The organism is Magnetospirillum fulvum MGU-K5 (genome assembly GCF_000442515.1).
GTDB lineage: Bacteria > Pseudomonadota > Alphaproteobacteria > Rhodospirillales > Magnetospirillaceae > Phaeospirillum > Phaeospirillum fulvum_B.
The window spans coordinates 1-15,513 of sequence record NZ_AQPH01000077.1; the positions used below are offsets into that span (position 1 = coordinate 1).

Annotated in this window: 17 protein-coding genes; 11 read left to right on the plus strand and 6 right to left on the minus strand. The window is 64.4% G+C overall.

What is annotated here, in order from left to right; all coding sequences use genetic code 11:
• The coding region (locus K678_RS14830; RefSeq protein ID WP_021133289.1) for a UvrD-helicase domain-containing protein at nucleotides 1-558 on the minus strand (558 nt) is incomplete at its 3' end.
• Between the two features lie 490 nt (nucleotides 559-1,048).
• On the opposite strand from K678_RS14830, the gene ilvC reads away from it, so the two are divergent.
• The 9 genes from ilvC to K678_RS14880 all read left to right on the plus strand — a co-directional run bounded on the left by ilvC (nucleotide 1,049) and on the right by K678_RS14880 (nucleotide 8,421).
• A complete protein-coding gene (gene ilvC, locus K678_RS14835; protein ID WP_021133290.1) occupies nucleotides 1,049-2,068 on the plus strand; it encodes a ketol-acid reductoisomerase in 1,020 nt (339 codons plus the stop codon).
• Nucleotides 2,069-2,354: 286 nt separating this feature from the next.
• On the plus strand, nucleotides 2,355-2,534 hold the full coding sequence (locus K678_RS14840) for a hypothetical protein (protein WP_039853396.1): 180 nt from the start codon (nucleotides 2,355-2,357) through the stop codon (nucleotides 2,532-2,534).
• 3 nt (nucleotides 2,535-2,537) lie between these two features.
• Nucleotides 2,538-3,137, plus strand: coding sequence for a zeta toxin family protein (locus K678_RS14845; RefSeq protein ID WP_081673295.1), 600 nt, complete (start codon nucleotides 2,538-2,540; stop codon nucleotides 3,135-3,137).
• A 97-nt stretch (nucleotides 3,138-3,234) separates the two neighbouring features.
• On the plus strand, nucleotides 3,235-3,471 hold the full coding sequence (locus tag K678_RS14850) for a hypothetical protein (protein WP_039853399.1): 237 nt from the start codon (nucleotides 3,235-3,237) through the stop codon (nucleotides 3,469-3,471).
• 67 nt (nucleotides 3,472-3,538) lie between these two features.
• Nucleotides 3,539-4,783, plus strand: a complete 1,245-nt coding sequence (thpR, locus tag K678_RS19885) for an RNA 2',3'-cyclic phosphodiesterase (RefSeq protein WP_021133293.1) — start codon at nucleotides 3,539-3,541, stop codon at nucleotides 4,781-4,783.
• A gap of 29 nt (nucleotides 4,784-4,812) precedes the next feature.
• The gene (guaA, locus tag K678_RS14865) at nucleotides 4,813-6,366 is read left to right on the plus strand and encodes a glutamine-hydrolyzing GMP synthase (RefSeq protein WP_021133294.1); all 1,554 of its coding nucleotides are present in this window, start codon (nucleotides 4,813-4,815) and stop codon (nucleotides 6,364-6,366) included.
• Between the two features lie 137 nt (nucleotides 6,367-6,503).
• Nucleotides 6,504-7,010: a (2Fe-2S) ferredoxin domain-containing protein gene (locus K678_RS14870; RefSeq protein WP_021133295.1), complete on the plus strand. Its 507-nt coding sequence runs from the start codon at nucleotides 6,504-6,506 to the stop codon at nucleotides 7,008-7,010.
• Nucleotide 7,011: 1 nt separating this feature from the next.
• Entirely contained in the window at nucleotides 7,012-7,578 is a 567-nt protein-coding gene (locus K678_RS14875) for a PadR family transcriptional regulator (protein WP_051185954.1), read from the plus strand.
• A 144-nt stretch (nucleotides 7,579-7,722) separates the two neighbouring features.
• The gene (locus K678_RS14880; protein WP_021133297.1) at nucleotides 7,723-8,421 is read left to right on the plus strand and encodes a class I SAM-dependent methyltransferase; all 699 of its coding nucleotides are present in this window, start codon (nucleotides 7,723-7,725) and stop codon (nucleotides 8,419-8,421) included.
• Here K678_RS14880 and K678_RS19975 read toward each other — a convergent pair.
• On the minus strand, nucleotides 8,403-8,516 hold the full coding sequence (locus K678_RS19975; RefSeq protein ID WP_081673296.1) for a MerR family DNA-binding transcriptional regulator: 114 nt from the start codon (nucleotides 8,514-8,516) through the stop codon (nucleotides 8,403-8,405). The genes K678_RS14880 and K678_RS19975 overlap by 19 nt on opposite strands.
• Before the next feature lie 115 nt (nucleotides 8,517-8,631).
• Between K678_RS19975 and K678_RS14885 the strand changes: the two genes are divergently transcribed.
• The gene (locus K678_RS14885) at nucleotides 8,632-9,795 is read left to right on the plus strand and encodes an MFS transporter (RefSeq protein ID WP_021133298.1); all 1,164 of its coding nucleotides are present in this window, start codon (nucleotides 8,632-8,634) and stop codon (nucleotides 9,793-9,795) included.
• A 33-nt stretch (nucleotides 9,796-9,828) separates the two neighbouring features.
• Here K678_RS14885 and K678_RS14890 read toward each other — a convergent pair whose 3' ends face one another.
• The gene (locus K678_RS14890) at nucleotides 9,829-11,508 is read right to left on the minus strand and encodes a methyl-accepting chemotaxis protein (protein ID WP_021133299.1); all 1,680 of its coding nucleotides are present in this window, start codon (nucleotides 11,506-11,508) and stop codon (nucleotides 9,829-9,831) included.
• Between the two features lie 594 nt (nucleotides 11,509-12,102).
• Here K678_RS14890 and K678_RS14895 point away from each other — a divergent pair.
• Nucleotides 12,103-13,320, plus strand: a complete 1,218-nt coding sequence (locus K678_RS14895) for an MFS transporter (RefSeq protein ID WP_021133300.1) — start codon at nucleotides 12,103-12,105, stop codon at nucleotides 13,318-13,320.
• A gap of 16 nt (nucleotides 13,321-13,336) precedes the next feature.
• Here K678_RS14895 and K678_RS14900 read toward each other — a convergent pair whose 3' ends face one another.
• The 3 genes from K678_RS14900 to K678_RS19165 all read right to left on the minus strand — a co-directional run.
• The gene (locus K678_RS14900; RefSeq protein ID WP_021133301.1) at nucleotides 13,337-14,713 is read right to left on the minus strand and encodes an MATE family efflux transporter; all 1,377 of its coding nucleotides are present in this window, start codon (nucleotides 14,711-14,713) and stop codon (nucleotides 13,337-13,339) included.
• A 30-nt stretch (nucleotides 14,714-14,743) separates the two neighbouring features.
• Nucleotides 14,744-15,217, minus strand: a complete 474-nt coding sequence (locus tag K678_RS14905; protein ID WP_021133302.1) for a YbaK/EbsC family protein — start codon at nucleotides 15,215-15,217, stop codon at nucleotides 14,744-14,746.
• 43 nt (nucleotides 15,218-15,260) lie between these two features.
• Nucleotides 15,261-15,513, minus strand: a 253-nt coding sequence (locus K678_RS19165) for a hypothetical protein (RefSeq protein WP_021133303.1), incomplete at its 5' end; no start/stop codon positions are given.

Below are 15,513 nucleotides of genomic sequence, written 5' to 3' on the forward strand. Positions count from 1 at the left end.
GACCTTGTCCGGCGTCAACGCCTGATCCTTCCAGCGCTGGATCGCCCCCATCAGCGCTTGGGGCGGGGTGGTCTTGGGGTCGATCCGCTCGTCCTCCATCACCCGCTTCAGCAAACGAAGCTGATCGTCGGAATCGAGGATGGTGAAGTCCGGCATCAGCCCGACCGCCTCTGGATGACGGCGTAAAATCTTCAGGCACAGCGAGTGAAAGGTGCCCAGCCACAGATCGTTGGCGGCCGGACCGACCAGAGCGGCGACGCGCTCGCGCATTTCGCGGGCGGCGCGGTTGGTGAAGGTCACCGCCAGGCATTGCCAGGGCTGGGCCCGGCGCGAGGCCAGCAATTGCGCCAGCCGCGCCGTCAGCACCTTGGTCTTGCCGGTTCCCGCCCCGGACAGGACCAGCAGCGGACCGTCCAGACTGGTCACCGCCGCCAGTTGCTCGGGATTGAGGCCAGCCAGCCAGGGCGCGTCGGGCGGCACCGGCACCGGACCGGCGACAGCGGGGGCGGACGGCGGGGCCAGGGCCGCGTCGTCATCAAGGGCAAAGGGATCGGTCATGCGGCCGAATATTGGCCGAACCGGGCTCTGGCCGAAAGCACGAAATCATCTAGGTCCTGTCCCCATAAACGTCACGGTCGCGACGCGAGGAATTTTGGCGGCCGGGCAGGCGATTGACCCGCCGTGGACCCGTCGTCCACAAGGGGCAAGCAACGAACCCGGCCGTCAAAAGGCCCGCGTCCCTTCGGGCTGCGGCAAAAACGACGCACTGGGGCGTCGAAACGCTTGTCCATAGCACCACTATGCCCATCGCGTTTCTCCTGCCATTGCGCCATTTTTTCCAGCAGCGCGGCGCGCGAGGTTTATGAGGACAGGACCTGGGGCCGGCGGCCGCGAAAATCCGTGGCGGGACGCGGGCGGGAGGGGTATGGTTCGCGGAACCGGAACGGCAGACCGCTCCCGAACGCATGCATTTGCCAGATGCGTTGGAGACCTGTATGGTCCGCCGCCAGTGATATTTCCAGCTCGCGAAAGCACACGGGGAACTCAAATGCGCGTCTATTATGACCGGGATGCCGACGTCAATCTGATCAAGGGCAAGAAGGTTGTTGTCATCGGCTATGGCAGCCAGGGCCACGCCCACGCCCTCAATCTGCGCGATTCCGGCGTCAAGGAAGTGGCCGTGGCGCTGCGCGCCGGTTCGTCTTCGATTAAGAAGGCCGAGGCCGAGGGCCTGAAGGTTCTCACTCCGGCCGAAGCCGCCGCCTGGGGCGACGTGGTGATGATCCTCACCCCCGACGAGCTTCAGGCCGAGCTGTACTACGCCGACCTCGCCCCCAACCTGAAGCAGGGTGCGGCGCTGGTTTTCGCTCACGGCCTCAACATCCATTTCAAGCTGATCGAGGCGCGCGCCGACCTCGACGTGTTCATGGTCGCCCCCAAGGGCCCCGGCCACACCGTGCGCGGCGAATACCTGAAGGGCGGCGGCGTCCCCTGTCTGGTCGCGGTGGCGCAGAACTCGACCGGCAATGCCCTTGAACTGGCGCTGTCCTATGCCTCCGCCATCGGCGGCGGCCGGTCCGGCATCATCGAAACCACCTTCCGCGAGGAATGCGAAACCGACCTGTTCGGCGAGCAGGTGGTGCTGTGCGGCGGCCTGACCAAGCTGATCCAGTACGGGTTCGAGACCCTGGTCGAAGCCGGTTACGCGCCGGAAATGGCCTATTTCGAGTGCCTGCACGAAGTGAAGCTGATCGTCGACCTGATCTATGAAGGCGGCATCGCCAACATGCGCTACTCGATCAGCAACACCGCCGAATACGGCGATTACGTCACCGGCCCGCGCATCATCACCCAAGAGACCAAGGCCGAGATGAAGCGCGCCCTCGAGGACATCCAGTCCGGCCGCTTCGTCCGCGATTGGATGCTGGAATGCAAGGCCGGTCAGCCGAGCTTCAAGGCGACCCGTCGCATCCAATCCGAGCATCAGATCGAGGCGGTCGGCGAAAAGCTGCGCGCGATGATGCCCTGGATCGCCAAGAACAAGCTGGTCGACAAGTCGAAGAACTAGTCTCTTCGACCGGTCCGATTGGATCTGGTTCGGAAAAGCCCCGGCGGGACACCGCCGGGGCTTTTTTGGTTGTATGAGCCCAATTCGGATTGAATTAATACGGGATTGGGCCGTAGAGTTTTATCGACACGGAGAAACGTTCCGCAAGGGGTGAGGCGTCCCTCCCCCTATTGAATCGGTCGCCGTTGAGGGCCACTCTGACTCGAAGGTGTTCTTTTCGATGTTGGCATTGATGCAAGCCCCAACGCCCCCCAAAGATCGAGCGAAGAAATCGGGACCGTCCGGGTTGCCGACGCTTGATGACGTTTCCTCGCCCGATTTCGCGCGCAAGCTGACCGAAGGATTCCATCAGGCCGTCGCCACTGCCGTTGACCGGCAGCACGCCGCCGGAATCGAGGTCTATCATCTGGTTGATGACGTCGTTGAAATCGTTCCCCCGCCCAGGGCCGCGCGCAAGACCCGCTAATCGATGCAACCTTGGCTCTGGATCATCGCGGGCCATAACGGCGCGGGGAAAAGCACATTGCAACCCGTCCTGGCCACGATGCTCGGGGAGGCGTGCCGCTTTCTTAACCCCGACGATGTGACCCGCGCCCTTCTGGGCGGGACATTCGATGTCGATAACAAGACGCGGATGCAGGCCAACCTTGAGGCCGCGCAATGGGTTGACCGCACAGTCGACCGCTTGATCGACGATGGAAAATCCGTCGCGGTCGAAACCGTCCTGTCCACCGACAAGTTCCGGCGGCGAGTGCTGGCCGCCAAAAAGGCCGGACTGGCGTTTGGCTTTGTCTACATCGCCCTATCGTCGGCCGATCTGGCGGTCAGGCGCGTCGAGACGCGGGTCAAGGAGGGAGGCCACGGCGTCGATCCCAACAAAATCCGCAGCCGCCGCCTCACCTCGCTCGACCAAATGCCCTGGTTCGCCGAACAGGCGGATGTCGCCTTCTTTTTCTGTGGCGATACGCTGGAACCGGTATTAATCGCGACCAAGACCCCCGAGCATGGCATCGAAATCCTCGATGCGCTCTCGCTGCCGGATGTCACCGACCGTCTCGCCGCGCTTTAGCCACCACCGTCCCCCCATCCGTGATCTCGATCATAGATTCGCCATGGTTCGGGCGTCAGATTGGTTTCGGTCCCCTCCAGATATGAAGAGGCCCCCCATGAGACCAATAGCCATTGTCCTTGCCATGTCCCTGATCCTGATCGGCGCCACCGGGTGTTCCGACATGAAGCGGTGGGAACAGCGCGCTTTGTCCGGCGGTGCCATCGGTGCCGCAGCGGGTGGCGGCATCGCCTATGTCGCCGGTGGGCCGGTGCTGGGTGCCGCCCTGCTGGGTGGCGCGGCGGGTGCCGCGATCGGCGGCCTGACCACCGACAACGCCCCGCACCGCAAATAAGCCTTCGCCTTCCCTTCTCCTGCGTTTCGTCGGATCATCCAGAACCGCTTAACGCAGGAGACGAAGAATGGCGACGCGACGCACCGTGCTGCTGGGAACATTCTCCACCATGCTGACCGCCCTGGGCAGTTCCCCGGCACGGGCGGCGGCACCGGCATCGGTTCGGATCGTCGCCTTGGGCGATTCGCTGACGGCAGGTTATGGTCTTCCCGCCGACGCCGCCTTTCCGGTGCGGCTGGAGCGCGCCTTGCGGGCCGAGGGCCGCGCGGTCCAGATCATCAATGCCGGGGTTTCGGGCGATACCACCGCCGGAGGTCTGGCCCGGCTGGACTGGGCGCTGGCGGAAAAACCCGATCTGGTGATCCTCGAACTGGGTGCCAATGACGGGCTGCGCGGGATCGACCCCAAACTGACCGAGGCCAATCTCGACCAGATTCTGACCCGGCTGGGCAAAGCCGGGATCGGGGTGTTGCTGGCCGGAATGCTGGCCCCGCCCAATTACGGCAAAGCCTTTGAATCCTCGTTCAACGCCCTGTTCCCCCGCCTCGCCAAGGCCCACGATGCGGTGTTCTATCCGTTCTATCTCGATGGCGTCGCGGGTCATCCCGAACTGAACCAGCCCGAGGGCTGCACCCCACGCCGCCGGGATCGACGAGATCGTCACCCGGATCTTGCCCTCGGTCCGCACCCTGCTCGACCGCCACGCCGCGCGGGCGGCAACGCGGCATCCGTGATCCGGCTGTTCGTCGGCCTTGATCTGCCGCCCGATCTGGCCGAACGTCTGACGGCGGAAAGTTGCGGAGTGCCCGGAGCGCGCTGGATCGAGCCCCGTAACCTGCACCTGACGCTGCGCTTTGCGGGCGAGATCGACGAAACCAGCGCCGAGGATTTCCACGACGCGCTCGGCCGGATCGAGCAGGCTCCGTTCAGCCTGACCCTGGCCGGGCTGGGACTGTTCGGCAGCCGCAAGCGGGCTCACGCGCTGTGGCGGGGGGTCGAGCGGTCGGAGGCGCTGGAAGTGCTGGCGCGGCTGGTCGAGGCGGCGGCTATCCACGCCGGATTGCCGCCCGAACCGCGCCGCTTTGTCCCGCACATCACCCTGGCCCGGCTCTCGGCGGAGGCAACGCCCGATCGGGTACAACGTTGGCTGGAGACGGTGCCGCCCCCCGAGACTTTGGCGGTAGATCGGTTCACACTGTTCCAAAGCCGGTTGGGACAAAGGGGTTCCGAATACGACCGGCTGACCACATATGCGCTGGGAACAGGCAATGCCGTACGGGGCGGCTTGTCGGACGCCGATGCCTTCGGTTAAAGTCCCCCGCCTCATCGCCCGGAGGAAACATGTCCGATCGTATCCTGATTGTCGATTTTGGCTCGCAGGTCACGCAGCTAATTGCTCGCCGCGTCCGCGAAGCCGGAGTCTATTGCGAGATTCACCCGTTCAACCGGGTGACAGCGGACTCGATCCGGGCTTTCGCGCCCAAGGGCGTGATCCTGTCGGGCGGCCCCGCCTCGGTGGCCGAGACCGGATCGCCCCGCGCCCCCGATGAATTGTTCACGATGGGCCTGCCGGTGCTGGGGATCTGTTACGGCCAGCAGACGATGTGCGCCCAGTTGGGCGGCACCGTTGAATCCGGTCATCACCGTGAGTTCGGCCGCGCCATCGTCACCCAGATCGCGCCCTGCGCTCTGTTCGACGGCATTTCCTCGGCCAACGCCCAGTTCCCGGTGTGGATGAGCCACGGTGACCGCGTCACCGTGCTGCCGCCCAGCTTCCGCGTCGTCGCCGCGTCGGAAGGCGCGCCGTTCGCCGCGATCGCCGACGATCACCACCATTTCTATGGCGTCCAGTTCCACCCCGAAGTGGTCCACACCCCGAACGGACGTGAATTGCTGTCGAACTTCGTCCATCGCATCTGCGGCTGCGCGGGCGATTGGACGATGAAAGCCTTCCGCGCCCAGGAGATCGAGAAGGTCCGCGCCCAGGTCGGCAGCGGTCGGGTGATCTGCGGCCTGTCGGGCGGGGTCGATTCCTCGGTGGTGGCGGCGCTGCTGAACGAAGCGATCGGCGATCAGCTCACCTGCGTCTTTGTCGATACCGGCTTCATGCGGGCGGGCGAGTCCGAGCAGGTGGTCAAGGTGTTCCGCGACCGCTTCAACATCCGCCTGGTGCACAAGGACGCCTCGGACCTGTTCCTCGCCAAGCTGGCGGGCGAAACCGACCCCGAGAAGAAGCGCAAGATCATCGGCGCCACCTTCATCGACGTGTTCGAGGAAGAAGCCCGCGCCATCGGCGGCGCCGACTTCCTGGCCCAGGGCACGCTGTACCCCGACGTGATCGAATCGGTCAGCTTCACCGGCGGCCCGTCGGTGACGATCAAAAGCCACCACAATGTCGGCGGCCTGCCCGACCGGATGAACATGAAGCTGGTCGAGCCGCTGCGCGAGCTGTTCAAGGACGAAGTCCGCGCGCTTGGCCGCGAACTCGGCCTGCCCGACGACATGGTCGGCCGCCATCCCTTCCCCGGCCCCGGCCTCGCCATCCGCATTCCCGGCCAGGAACTGACCCGCGAACGGCTCGACATCCTGCGTCAGGCCGACACGATCTATCTCGACGAAATCCGTAAGGCCGGATTGTACGACGTGATCTGGCAGGCGTTCTGCGTCCTGCTCCCGGTCCGCACCGTTGGCGTGATGGGAGACTCGCGGTCCTACGATTACGCCTGCGCGCTCCGCGCCGTCACCTCGACCGACGGCATGACCGCCGATTTCTATCCGTTCGACATGGCCTTCCTCGGCCGCGTCGCGAACCGGATCATCAACGAGGTCAAGGGCATCAACCGCGTTACCTACGACGTGACCAGCAAGCCGCCGGGGACGATCGAGTGGGAGTGAGAAAACAAGGGGTTGGCTGAAAGGTCAGCCCCTTTTTTCTTTGTCCGGGGCGTGCGTCCCAATCCGCCGGTTGACTCCGATAGTGTTTCGATATATCGATATTTTCGTTATATCGAAACACTATCGGAGAGACGCCCATGCGTCATCATCATCACCATCATTGTCCCGAAGGGAGCGCTCCTCACGGTGGCTCCCCTCTTCGCCACCGCCGCGGGCGTTTCGGGCGGTGGGGCCACGCTCCGCAGGACGGCGCGATCGAACCCGCCATCGAGGCTGTAGCCACCCTCGAAGCCGAGGCAACGCCAAGCCCCGACGATCTGGCGGTGCGGCTGTTCACCTGTGTCGGCAAGGGCTGCGCCCATGGCGCGGAGGGAAAGGCGCTGCTGGCAGCCTTGAACGAAGCCGTCGCCGCCCACCCCACCCCCGGCGTGCGGATCGACGTGAGGGCCTGCGGCTGCCTTGACGTGTGCGAGCAGGGACCGGTGGTGGTGGCCTATCAGGGCAATGCCGCCAAAGCCGCCCGGCCACCGAAGGGAGCCCTGGCGGGCCTGCTCAACCGGCCGGTGGATCGGTTCGGGCAGGTGTCACCCGCCGACGCCGGGCGTATCGTGGAAACGGTTCTGCACAAGACCAGGAGGTCGTAACATGATGCCAACATTTGTTCATCGTCTCTGGGACCACCACCACCGTCATGCACGTGGGCCGTTTGGACACGACGAGAGCCACCGGCGGGGTGGCGGCGGTCGCCTGGGGCGGATGTTCGCCCATGGCGATTTGCATCTGGTGATCCTGCATTTGATCGCCGAAAAGCCCCGGCACGGCTACGAGATCATCAAAGCGATTGAGGATCGGGTGGCCGGAGCTTACAGCCCGAGTCCTGGAACGATCTATCCGGCGCTCACCCTGCTGGAGGAACAAGGCTACGTCGCCCAGCCGGACCCGACCCATAGCGGGAAGAAGCTCTATGCCCTGACCGACGAGGGGCAACGCTATCTGGAGCTGAACCAGACCGCGTTAAACGCCCTCCTCATCCGGATGGATTTAGCGCGGCGGGAGAACCAGCACACCATCTCGCCCCAGATCCTCCGGGCGATGGAAAATTTGAAGATGGCCTTGCGCCTGAAGGGCGATGGCACGCCGATCAGTAACGAACAGCTCGCCCGTATCGTCGAGGTGCTTGACGAGGCCACCCGCAAGATCGAACAGAGCTGACGGAGCCGGACGGATCGGGCACCCGAGGCTTGACGCGAAAGCGGTCTGCTTCCTAGAGTATCGGCGCTCTGGCGGAGCTGAACGGTGCAGACCGGAAAACTACTTGCCCCGAAAGCGAGACGGGATCTCGCGGGGGGAAGTCCAATGCCCGATCGCCAAATCCACACATCAATCGCCTTGCCGCTGGTGGACGCCTACGATCGCTGGTCCGCCTTCTATGACCGATACGACAATCCGATGGTGTTCGGTGCCCGACAAATCGTGCAAGGGCTCGCCCCTTCCGTCGCCGGGCAGGCGGTGGTCGAGTTCGGTTGCGGCACCGGGCGCAATCTCGAATGCCTGCGGCTGGCGGGAGCCAGGAGCGTTGCGGGCTGCGACATCTCCGCCGGAATGTTGGCTCAGGCGCGCCAGCGCGACCCGGCGTTGCGGCTGTTCCAGCAGGACATGGCGCAGCCCATTCCCCTTGAGGACGGCTCGACAGATCTCGTCCTGATCGCACTGGCACTGGAACATGTCGCGGACCTGACGCCCCCCTTGCGGGCGGCGAAGCGGCTGTTGTCCAGCCGTGGCAGGATCGTACTGATCGAAATTCACCCCTTCCTGGCGCTGTCGAATGTCGCGGCGCATTTTCGCGACGGAGCAACGATTGTCACGATGCCGACTGTTGCGCACGATTTTTCCGATTTTCTGAATGCGGCGGAAACATCCGGGCTCCGCGTTGCAAAATGCCGGGAATGGCGACCGCGCGATTTCGAGGGTCCGCTTCCCGAGAAAGTGCTGAAGCGCGGACCTGACATCCCCCTCATCGTTGAGTTCGAACTGCGTCATCCGGGACGGGGATAGAAAGGAGATCGGGTCCGCTCGTAAGAACGGATGGTATGGGCCGAAAGTCCCGAGCGTTTCGCGAGTTCACCGATCGTCATGGATACCCGTTTCATCACGACGCAAAGGAAGCGACAGGTTATACCAAATCGCGATGAATGGACCGGATCGGGGCGGACGATCTGGACCGGGACGGCGATCGTTCCGGACCTAACATAAAGGAAAGTACGGATGCTATCGGCTGACCGCCCGCAAACGCGTCTGGCGACGCGGCTGTCGTTTCTTGTCGCGGGCTTTGGGCTGGCCTGCTGGGCCCCCCTGGTTCCCTATGCCAAGGACAGAACCGGAGTCGAGGACGGTGTTCTTGGGCTGCTGCTTCTGTGCCTCGGCATTGGTTCGATCGTCGCGATGATCGCCACCGGAGCCCTGGCGGCCCGCTATGGCAGCAAGCCGGTGATCCTGCTGGGCGGGTTCGGCCTCGCCCTGATCCTTCCGACGCTGGCCGTCGCTGACACCGCCGCCACCCTGGGGCTGGCTTTGTTTGTTTTTGGTGCCGCTCTGGGAACGCTTGATGTCGCGATGAACATCCACGCGGTCGACGTCGATCGTGCCGCGCCAGAGCCGCTGATGTCGGGCTTTCATGCCCTGTTCAGTATCGGGGCTTTTCTCGGGGCGAGCGTGATGACGCTCCTGCTGTCGCTGCATCTGTCACCGTTTGAGGCGACGCTGCTTTGTGTCGTGCCGATGGGGGCGGCGATGGTCCTTGTCTGGCCCCGCCTGCTCACCACCGTCAAGACGGAGGACGGCCCGATCCTGGCCGTTCCACGCGGGATCGTGCTGTTGCTGGCCGGGCTGTCCGCGATCGCTTTTCTCGTCGAGGGAGCGATGCTCGACTGGGGGGCGCTGCTGATCCGCACTGAAAACCTGGCACCCCCGGCTCAGGCCGGACTTGGCTACATCTTGTTCTCGATCGCGATGACGACCGGCCGCCTTCTCGGCGACAGGGTTGTCGCCCGGATCGGCGATGGCGCGACGCTTCTGGGCGGAAGTCTGATCGCCATCGGCGGTTTCGCTCTACTGTTGCTGTCGCCGTTTGGCAGCGTCGCCCTGGCGGGCTTCGTCCTGATCGGCCTGGGCGCGTCCAACCTCGTCCCGGTTCTATTCAGGGGTGCGGGGACGCAGACGGCGATGCCGGTCGGCCTTGCCGTCGCCGCGATCACCACGATGGGCTATGCCGGCATTCTGGTCGGTCCGGCCGGAGTAGGCTTCGTTGCCGACAGCCTTGGCCTGAAGACGGCCTTCTGGGGGCTGGCCGGGCTGGTCGGCATCGTCGCTTTGTGCGCACGGGCGGCGACCTCTGACGCGCGCGCCCTGGAGCGGCGGGTCGCGGAGTAGAGCCGGTGACGGCCCTACACGCCCGGCGCGGGGTCAGGTTGCCTTGATGGAGGACAGGAAGCCTTCGACCGTGACGCGGAGGCTGTCGTTCTGGCGGGTCAGCGAGTTGGCGGCGGACTGAACGCTGCCCGCCATGCGGCCGGTTCCTTCGGCGGCTTCGGCGACCTGAACGATACTGCGCGCGACTTCTCTTGTCCCCTTGGCGGCTTCCTCGACATTGCGGACGACCTCCTGCATCGCCGCGCCCTGCTCTTCGACCGCGCCCGCGATCGCCGAGGACATCTCGTTGATTTCCCCGATCACGCTAATGATGCGGCGGATTGCCGCCACGGTATCCTCGGTCTGGGCCTGGATCGCCCCGATCTGCCCCGCGATCTCCTCGGTGGCCTTGGCGGTCTGACTGGCCAAATTCTTGACCTCGGACGCAACGACGGCAAACCCCTTACCCGCTTCGCCCGCGCGGGCGGCCTCGATCGTTGCGTTCAAGGCCAACAGATTGGTCTGGTTGGCAATCGAGGTAATCAACCCGACCACCTCGCCAACGCGATTGGCGGCGGCAGCCAGTCCGCTGACCTTGTCGTTGGTGTCATGCGCCTCGGCGGCGGCGTTCGATGAGATGGTGGCGGCCCGGGTGACCTGAGACCCGATCTCCTGCACCGAGGCCAGCAATTCGTTGCTGGCCGCCGCGATGACGTTGACGTTGGTGCTGGCTTGCTCGGTCGCGGACGAAACCGCCGCGCTCTGGCTCTGAGTCAATTCGGCGTTGGCGGTCAATGTCCCGGCCGTATCCAACATGGTCGAGGCGGCATCCCCCACGCCCTTCAGCATGTCGATCACCGCCTTGTCGAACTCGTCGGTCAGTATCTCGATCCGGGCATGACGGGCTTGGCGAGCCTCGATCTCTTGCTTTTCGTGCGCCTCGAGACGCAGCCGCTCGATTGCGTTGCGCTTAAACACCTCGACCGCTTTCGCCATGTCGCCGACCTCGTCCCGGCGCTCGCGGGCGGGAATCTCGACCGTCGTGTCGCCACCGGCCAGCCCGATCATCGCCTCAACCATCCCGGCGACCGGCACGGTGATGCTGCGCACGACGACCCAGGCCAGGAACAGAGCCCCCGCGCCCCCAATCAGGGCCACCACCCAATTGAGGGTGGCGGTGGTTTCGAACACCTGTTGCCCCTTGGCGTATTCCTCTTTCGCGATTTGCCGCTGCAACGCGATGTCTTCGTCGATAGCAGCGTCAAGGGTGCGATAGATCGGGGCTCCGACGGTGTTGGTGTATTCCAGGGCGCCGCTGACGTCGCCCGCCCCGATTCGGCCCAGAACCTGATCGGCAAAGGCGGCGTGCAGGCTCCACGCCGCTTCGAACTCGCGGGCGATTTTTTGCTCGGCGGGGGGGAGATAGGTTGATTTGTACTCGGCCCAGGTTTTCTCGATCGCCGCGATGTCCGCCCGGACGTCGCGGGTCAGGGCGGCACGGTCGCCCGTTCCTCCCGTCGCGACGAACCCCAGCACCCGGATGCGCGCGTGACTGATATTGCTCTGGATCTCGCTTAATTGGGACAGGCAGACGGTCCGGTCCTCATAGACCGTCTTCAGGCTGGCATTGATCAGATTCATCCCGCGATGCCCCAGGCCAACCGTCAGCATCACGAAGCACAGCAGGAAACCGACCATGATGACCAGACGGACACCGATGCGGAGATGAGACATCGCATTTCCCCCGGAAAACGCACCATACGAAAGACAGCGCAACCAGACCCAAGGTCATATTTTTAGTTCATTCCGGGAAAAATTCAAGGCCGCGCCGCCACTTTCTTTAAAAAAAGAGGCGCATGCCCCAGAAAACAAGCCGATAATATTTATTAAACCACAATCATCAACAAGACTAGGCCCCACAAAATCGCACGAAAAAATATATAAAAACGAAATAATCGGCAAACGGCAGCATTAACGCCCACACCAAGACAAACATTAATCCAAATAATTATTTAATTATACGGACTCATCTTGAGCCGATGACCCAGCTATCGATCCGAAGGCGGTTAGCCCCCTCTCTTCGGGCCAGCAGGGCTAACCATGGCCGACACGAAATCCTCACAGAGGGGGGCCTTCTCGCGGTTACGGGTCCCGTGGCCCACCCATCAATTTTGACGATAGCCAAAAGGCAAGTCGGAGAGCCGTATCGGAATAATGTCGCTGTGATATTATCCGCCCGATTTCGGAGATAGGGACAGATCTCCATCTACCTGGGGGGATATTTTGAGAAAAGGCAATTCCCGGTTCAAGATCGTCGGCGCTGTCGTAATGGGAAACGTCATCGAATATTACGACTTCGCGATCTTTGGCTATCTGGCCGCGATCATTGGGGCGAACTTCTTCCCCTCCGAGGACCCGGCGGCGGCGACATTGGCGTCGTTCGGCGCGTTTGCCGCCGGGGCGCTGATGCGACCGATCGGCGCGATTGCCTTTGGTCATCTGGGCGATTCGCTCAGCCGCCGTTCAGTGCTGATGCTGTCGATCCTGACGATGGCGGTGCCCACCGGATTGTTCGCGCTGTTACCGACCTATCAGCAGGCCGGATTGTTCGCGCCGATTGCTCTGGTGCTGCTGCGGCTGGTGCAAGGGCTGTCGGTCGGGGGCGAGTTCAGCGGCTCGATCGTCTTTGCCAATGAAAGCGGCCCCAGCCGGTTCAAGGGCGTGATGACCGCGATCGCCACGTCCGGCGGATTGTTCGGTATCCTGCTCGGCGGGTTCGTCTGTTATCTGGTCACCTCGGCTCTCGATCCCCACGACATGACCGAGTGGGGCTGGCGGATTCCGTTCGCGCTCAGCATCCTGATCTCGGCCACCGGGCTCTATTTCCGCCACGGCCTCGAAGACAATTACGAGCCACCCGAACACGACACCTCGATCCCGCTGATGCGGCTGTGGCGAAATCACCGTGCCGCCCTGCTCGGGGCCTTTGGCGCCGTCGTCAGCGGCACCGTGATCTTTTACACCCTGGCGGTCTATTCGGTCGGCTGGACCACCAGCTATGGCGGACTGTCAAACAGCGATTCGCTCCAGATCGGCACCATCGTGCTGGGGATCGGGATGGTGGTGTTCATCGGGGCCGGGTATCTGGCCGACCGGCTCGGCACGATGCGGATTTTCCGGGTCGGGCTGGTCCTGGCGATCCTCGCCGCCTATCCGCTTTATATGGCGATGAGCGGCGGCGGTTATGCGGTGATCCTGCTGTGCGAGACCCTGCTGTTCTGCATCCTGGCCCTGATCCTGCTGCCCAGCTATGTGCTGATGGTCGATATCTTCCCGCCCGATGTGCGCTCCACCGGGCTGGCGATCTCGGTCAATGTCGCCGAGGGAATCGTCGGCGGCTCGATGCCGATGGTGCTCCAGTTCGCGGTGACCAAAACCGGCTTCATCATGAGCCCGGCGGTGGCGATCATTCTGGGGGCTGCAATCACCCTGTCGATCATCGCCTACAGCCCGGCGTGGCGAACGCTGCGTCACCGGGTCGGCTGATCCGGGTTCGGTCGCGCTACACCGCCGGGACCTGCTCCAACCGGCGGTGACGCGACCAGCGCACGGTCATCAGCACGGCGACCGCCGCCAGCCCCAGGGCAAGGCCGAGCCAGACGCCGTGCGCCCCCATCCCGCCGGGAAAGGCCAAAGCCGCGCCCAGCGGCACCGCCAAGACCCAATAGCCCAGACCGGCGAACAGCATCGGCATCCGGGTATCCTTCAACCCGCGCAGGGCCCCGGCCGCGACCACCTGAGCGCCGTCGGCGACCTGGAACAGCCCCGCCACCGCCAGAAGCGGCACCGCGATCTGGGCCACGGCCAGGGCGGCGGGATCGTCGAGATCGAGGAACAGCCCGACCACCCAATCGGCCTCAGTCGTCAGCAGCACCGCCATCACCGCCATGAAACCGATTCCCAGCCCCATCGCGACCCATCCGGCCCGGCCGATTCCGCCGCAATCGCCCGCTCCGGCAGCCAGCCCAACCCGCACCGTCGCGGCCTGAGCCAGCCCCAGCGGCACCATGAAGGTGATCGAGGCGACCTGAATCGCGATGGCGTGGGCGGCAATCGATTGCGCGCCGATCATCCCGCACAGGAAGGCGGCGGCGTTGATTCCGGTGACCTCGAATCCCATCGACAGCCCCATCGGCAGACCGATCCGCAACAGATCGCGCAGCCGTTCCAGATCGAGGCGCCAGAACCCGCCCAACAAGCGATAACGGCTCAGGCGACGATCGAGCAGCAGGAAAACCAGCAGCCCGAGGAACATGAAGATTTCCGAGATCGTGGTGGCGATCCCGGCCCCGGCCATCCCCAGCGCGGGGAATCCGGCGTGACCGAAAATCAGAAGCCAGCACAGCAGGGCATTGAGCAAAATCGCCGCCACCGTCACCACCAGCCCGGCGCGGGGCCGTTCATGCGCGGCGATAAAGGCGCGCAGCACGGCAAAGCCGAGCGCAGGCAACACTCCCCATTGCATGAAGCGGAGATAATGCTGGGCATCGCCGGTCAGCGAGGCATCCTGACCCAACGCCCGCAGCACCGGATCGGCATTCCACATCAAGGCCCAGGCGGGCAGACAGAGCAGCACCGCCAGCCACATCCCCTGATGCACGGTGCGGCGGCAATCGCGCAGCGAGTGGCGACGCTGTCCCAGGGTCTGAGCCAGCAAGGGCGCGGTCGAAGTGACCAGCCCCAGCCCGATCACGAACACCGCCCAATACAGATTCGCCCCCAGCGCCCCCGCCGCGAGGGTATCGGGCCCCAGCCACCCCAGCATCAGGGTGTCGGTGACGCCAATGGCGACTTGGGCGAGATTGGTGAGAATGAGCGGCCAAGCCAACGCGATCGTCGCGCGGGTCTCGACCTTCCAGGCAAAAACGGATCCGGTCATGATCGGCCGTGTATAGCACGGCCGCGCCGGTTAAAGCGTACTGCCCTCCTGGCATACGTCGACCCAGTCGGCCCCCACCAGTTCGGCCAGTCGAAGCGGCGCGATCCGAACCGCACTGTTGATCGATCCGGCGGCGGGCACCACTTCGTCGAAGGCGCGGAGCGAAACGTCGCAATGCACCCGCATCGGCGTAGCGAGACCGAACGGGCAGACCCCGCCGACCGGATGGCCGGTCACCGCCTCGACCTCTTCGGCGGTCAGCATCCGGACCTTGCCGCCGAACGCGGCCTTGGCCTTGCGATTGTCCAGGCGGGCATCGCCCCGGGTCACCACCAGGAACGGGCGGTCGCCGACCTTCAGCGATAAGGTCTTGGCGATCCGCGCCGGTTCGACCCCATGACCCTCGGCGGCCAGCGCGACCGTCGCCGTGCTGGCCTCAAGTTCGATGATGGACAGGTCGGGCGCGGCCTCGGCCAAGAAGCGGCGGACGGACTCAAGACTCATCGGCTCACTTTCCCCCTTCACGCACACCCCAGGATGGCGGCAATCAGACCCGGCCGGTCCAGGCCGCGCCCTCGGTCCGGTAATAATGCAGCGAGCGTCCGGCGGCGCACAATCGTTCGTCGGCGGCTACCGCGACGGCAGGCAGCCCGGCACGACGCCGCGCAATCGCCTGACGCTGCTCGGCGGCAAGGCGCTGAAACAGCACATTTCGGGCCGCCGCCACCGGCCGCCCGGTCAGGGCCGGATCGAACGGCAGTACCGGGCCGTCGTAACGCCGCTCCATCTCATCGGGAAAG

Excerpts from the sequence above, each read along its gene's own strand:
- K678_RS14850 (WP_039853399.1), top strand. The coding sequence starts at position 3,235 with ATGAGACCAATAGCCATTGTCCTTGCCATGTCCCTGATCCTGATCGGC.
- K678_RS14895 (WP_021133300.1), top strand. The coding sequence starts at position 12,103 with ATGGGAAACGTCATCGAATATTACGACTTCGCGATCTTTGGCTATCTG.
- K678_RS14885 (WP_021133298.1), top strand. The coding sequence starts at position 8,632 with ATGCTATCGGCTGACCGCCCGCAAACGCGTCTGGCGACGCGGCTGTCG.
- K678_RS14870 (WP_021133295.1), top strand. The coding sequence starts at position 6,504 with ATGCGTCATCATCATCACCATCATTGTCCCGAAGGGAGCGCTCCTCAC.
- K678_RS14905 (WP_021133302.1), bottom strand. The coding sequence starts at position 15,217 with ATGAGTCTTGAGTCCGTCCGCCGCTTCTTGGCCGAGGCCGCGCCCGAC.
- K678_RS14890 (WP_021133299.1), bottom strand. The coding sequence starts at position 11,508 with ATGTCTCATCTCCGCATCGGTGTCCGTCTGGTCATCATGGTCGGTTTC.
- K678_RS19975 (WP_081673296.1), bottom strand. The coding sequence starts at position 8,516 with ATGAAACGGGTATCCATGACGATCGGTGAACTCGCGAAACGCTCGGGA.
- thpR (WP_021133293.1), top strand. The coding sequence starts at position 3,539 with ATGGCGACGCGACGCACCGTGCTGCTGGGAACATTCTCCACCATGCTG.
- K678_RS14880 (WP_021133297.1), top strand. The coding sequence starts at position 7,723 with ATGCCCGATCGCCAAATCCACACATCAATCGCCTTGCCGCTGGTGGAC.
- K678_RS14900 (WP_021133301.1), bottom strand. The coding sequence starts at position 14,713 with ATGACCGGATCCGTTTTTGCCTGGAAGGTCGAGACCCGCGCGACGATC.
- guaA (WP_021133294.1), top strand. The coding sequence starts at position 4,813 with ATGTCCGATCGTATCCTGATTGTCGATTTTGGCTCGCAGGTCACGCAG.
- K678_RS14845 (WP_081673295.1), top strand. The coding sequence starts at position 2,538 with ATGCAACCTTGGCTCTGGATCATCGCGGGCCATAACGGCGCGGGGAAA.
- K678_RS14875 (WP_051185954.1), top strand. The coding sequence starts at position 7,012 with ATGATGCCAACATTTGTTCATCGTCTCTGGGACCACCACCACCGTCAT.
- ilvC (WP_021133290.1), top strand. The coding sequence starts at position 1,049 with ATGCGCGTCTATTATGACCGGGATGCCGACGTCAATCTGATCAAGGGC.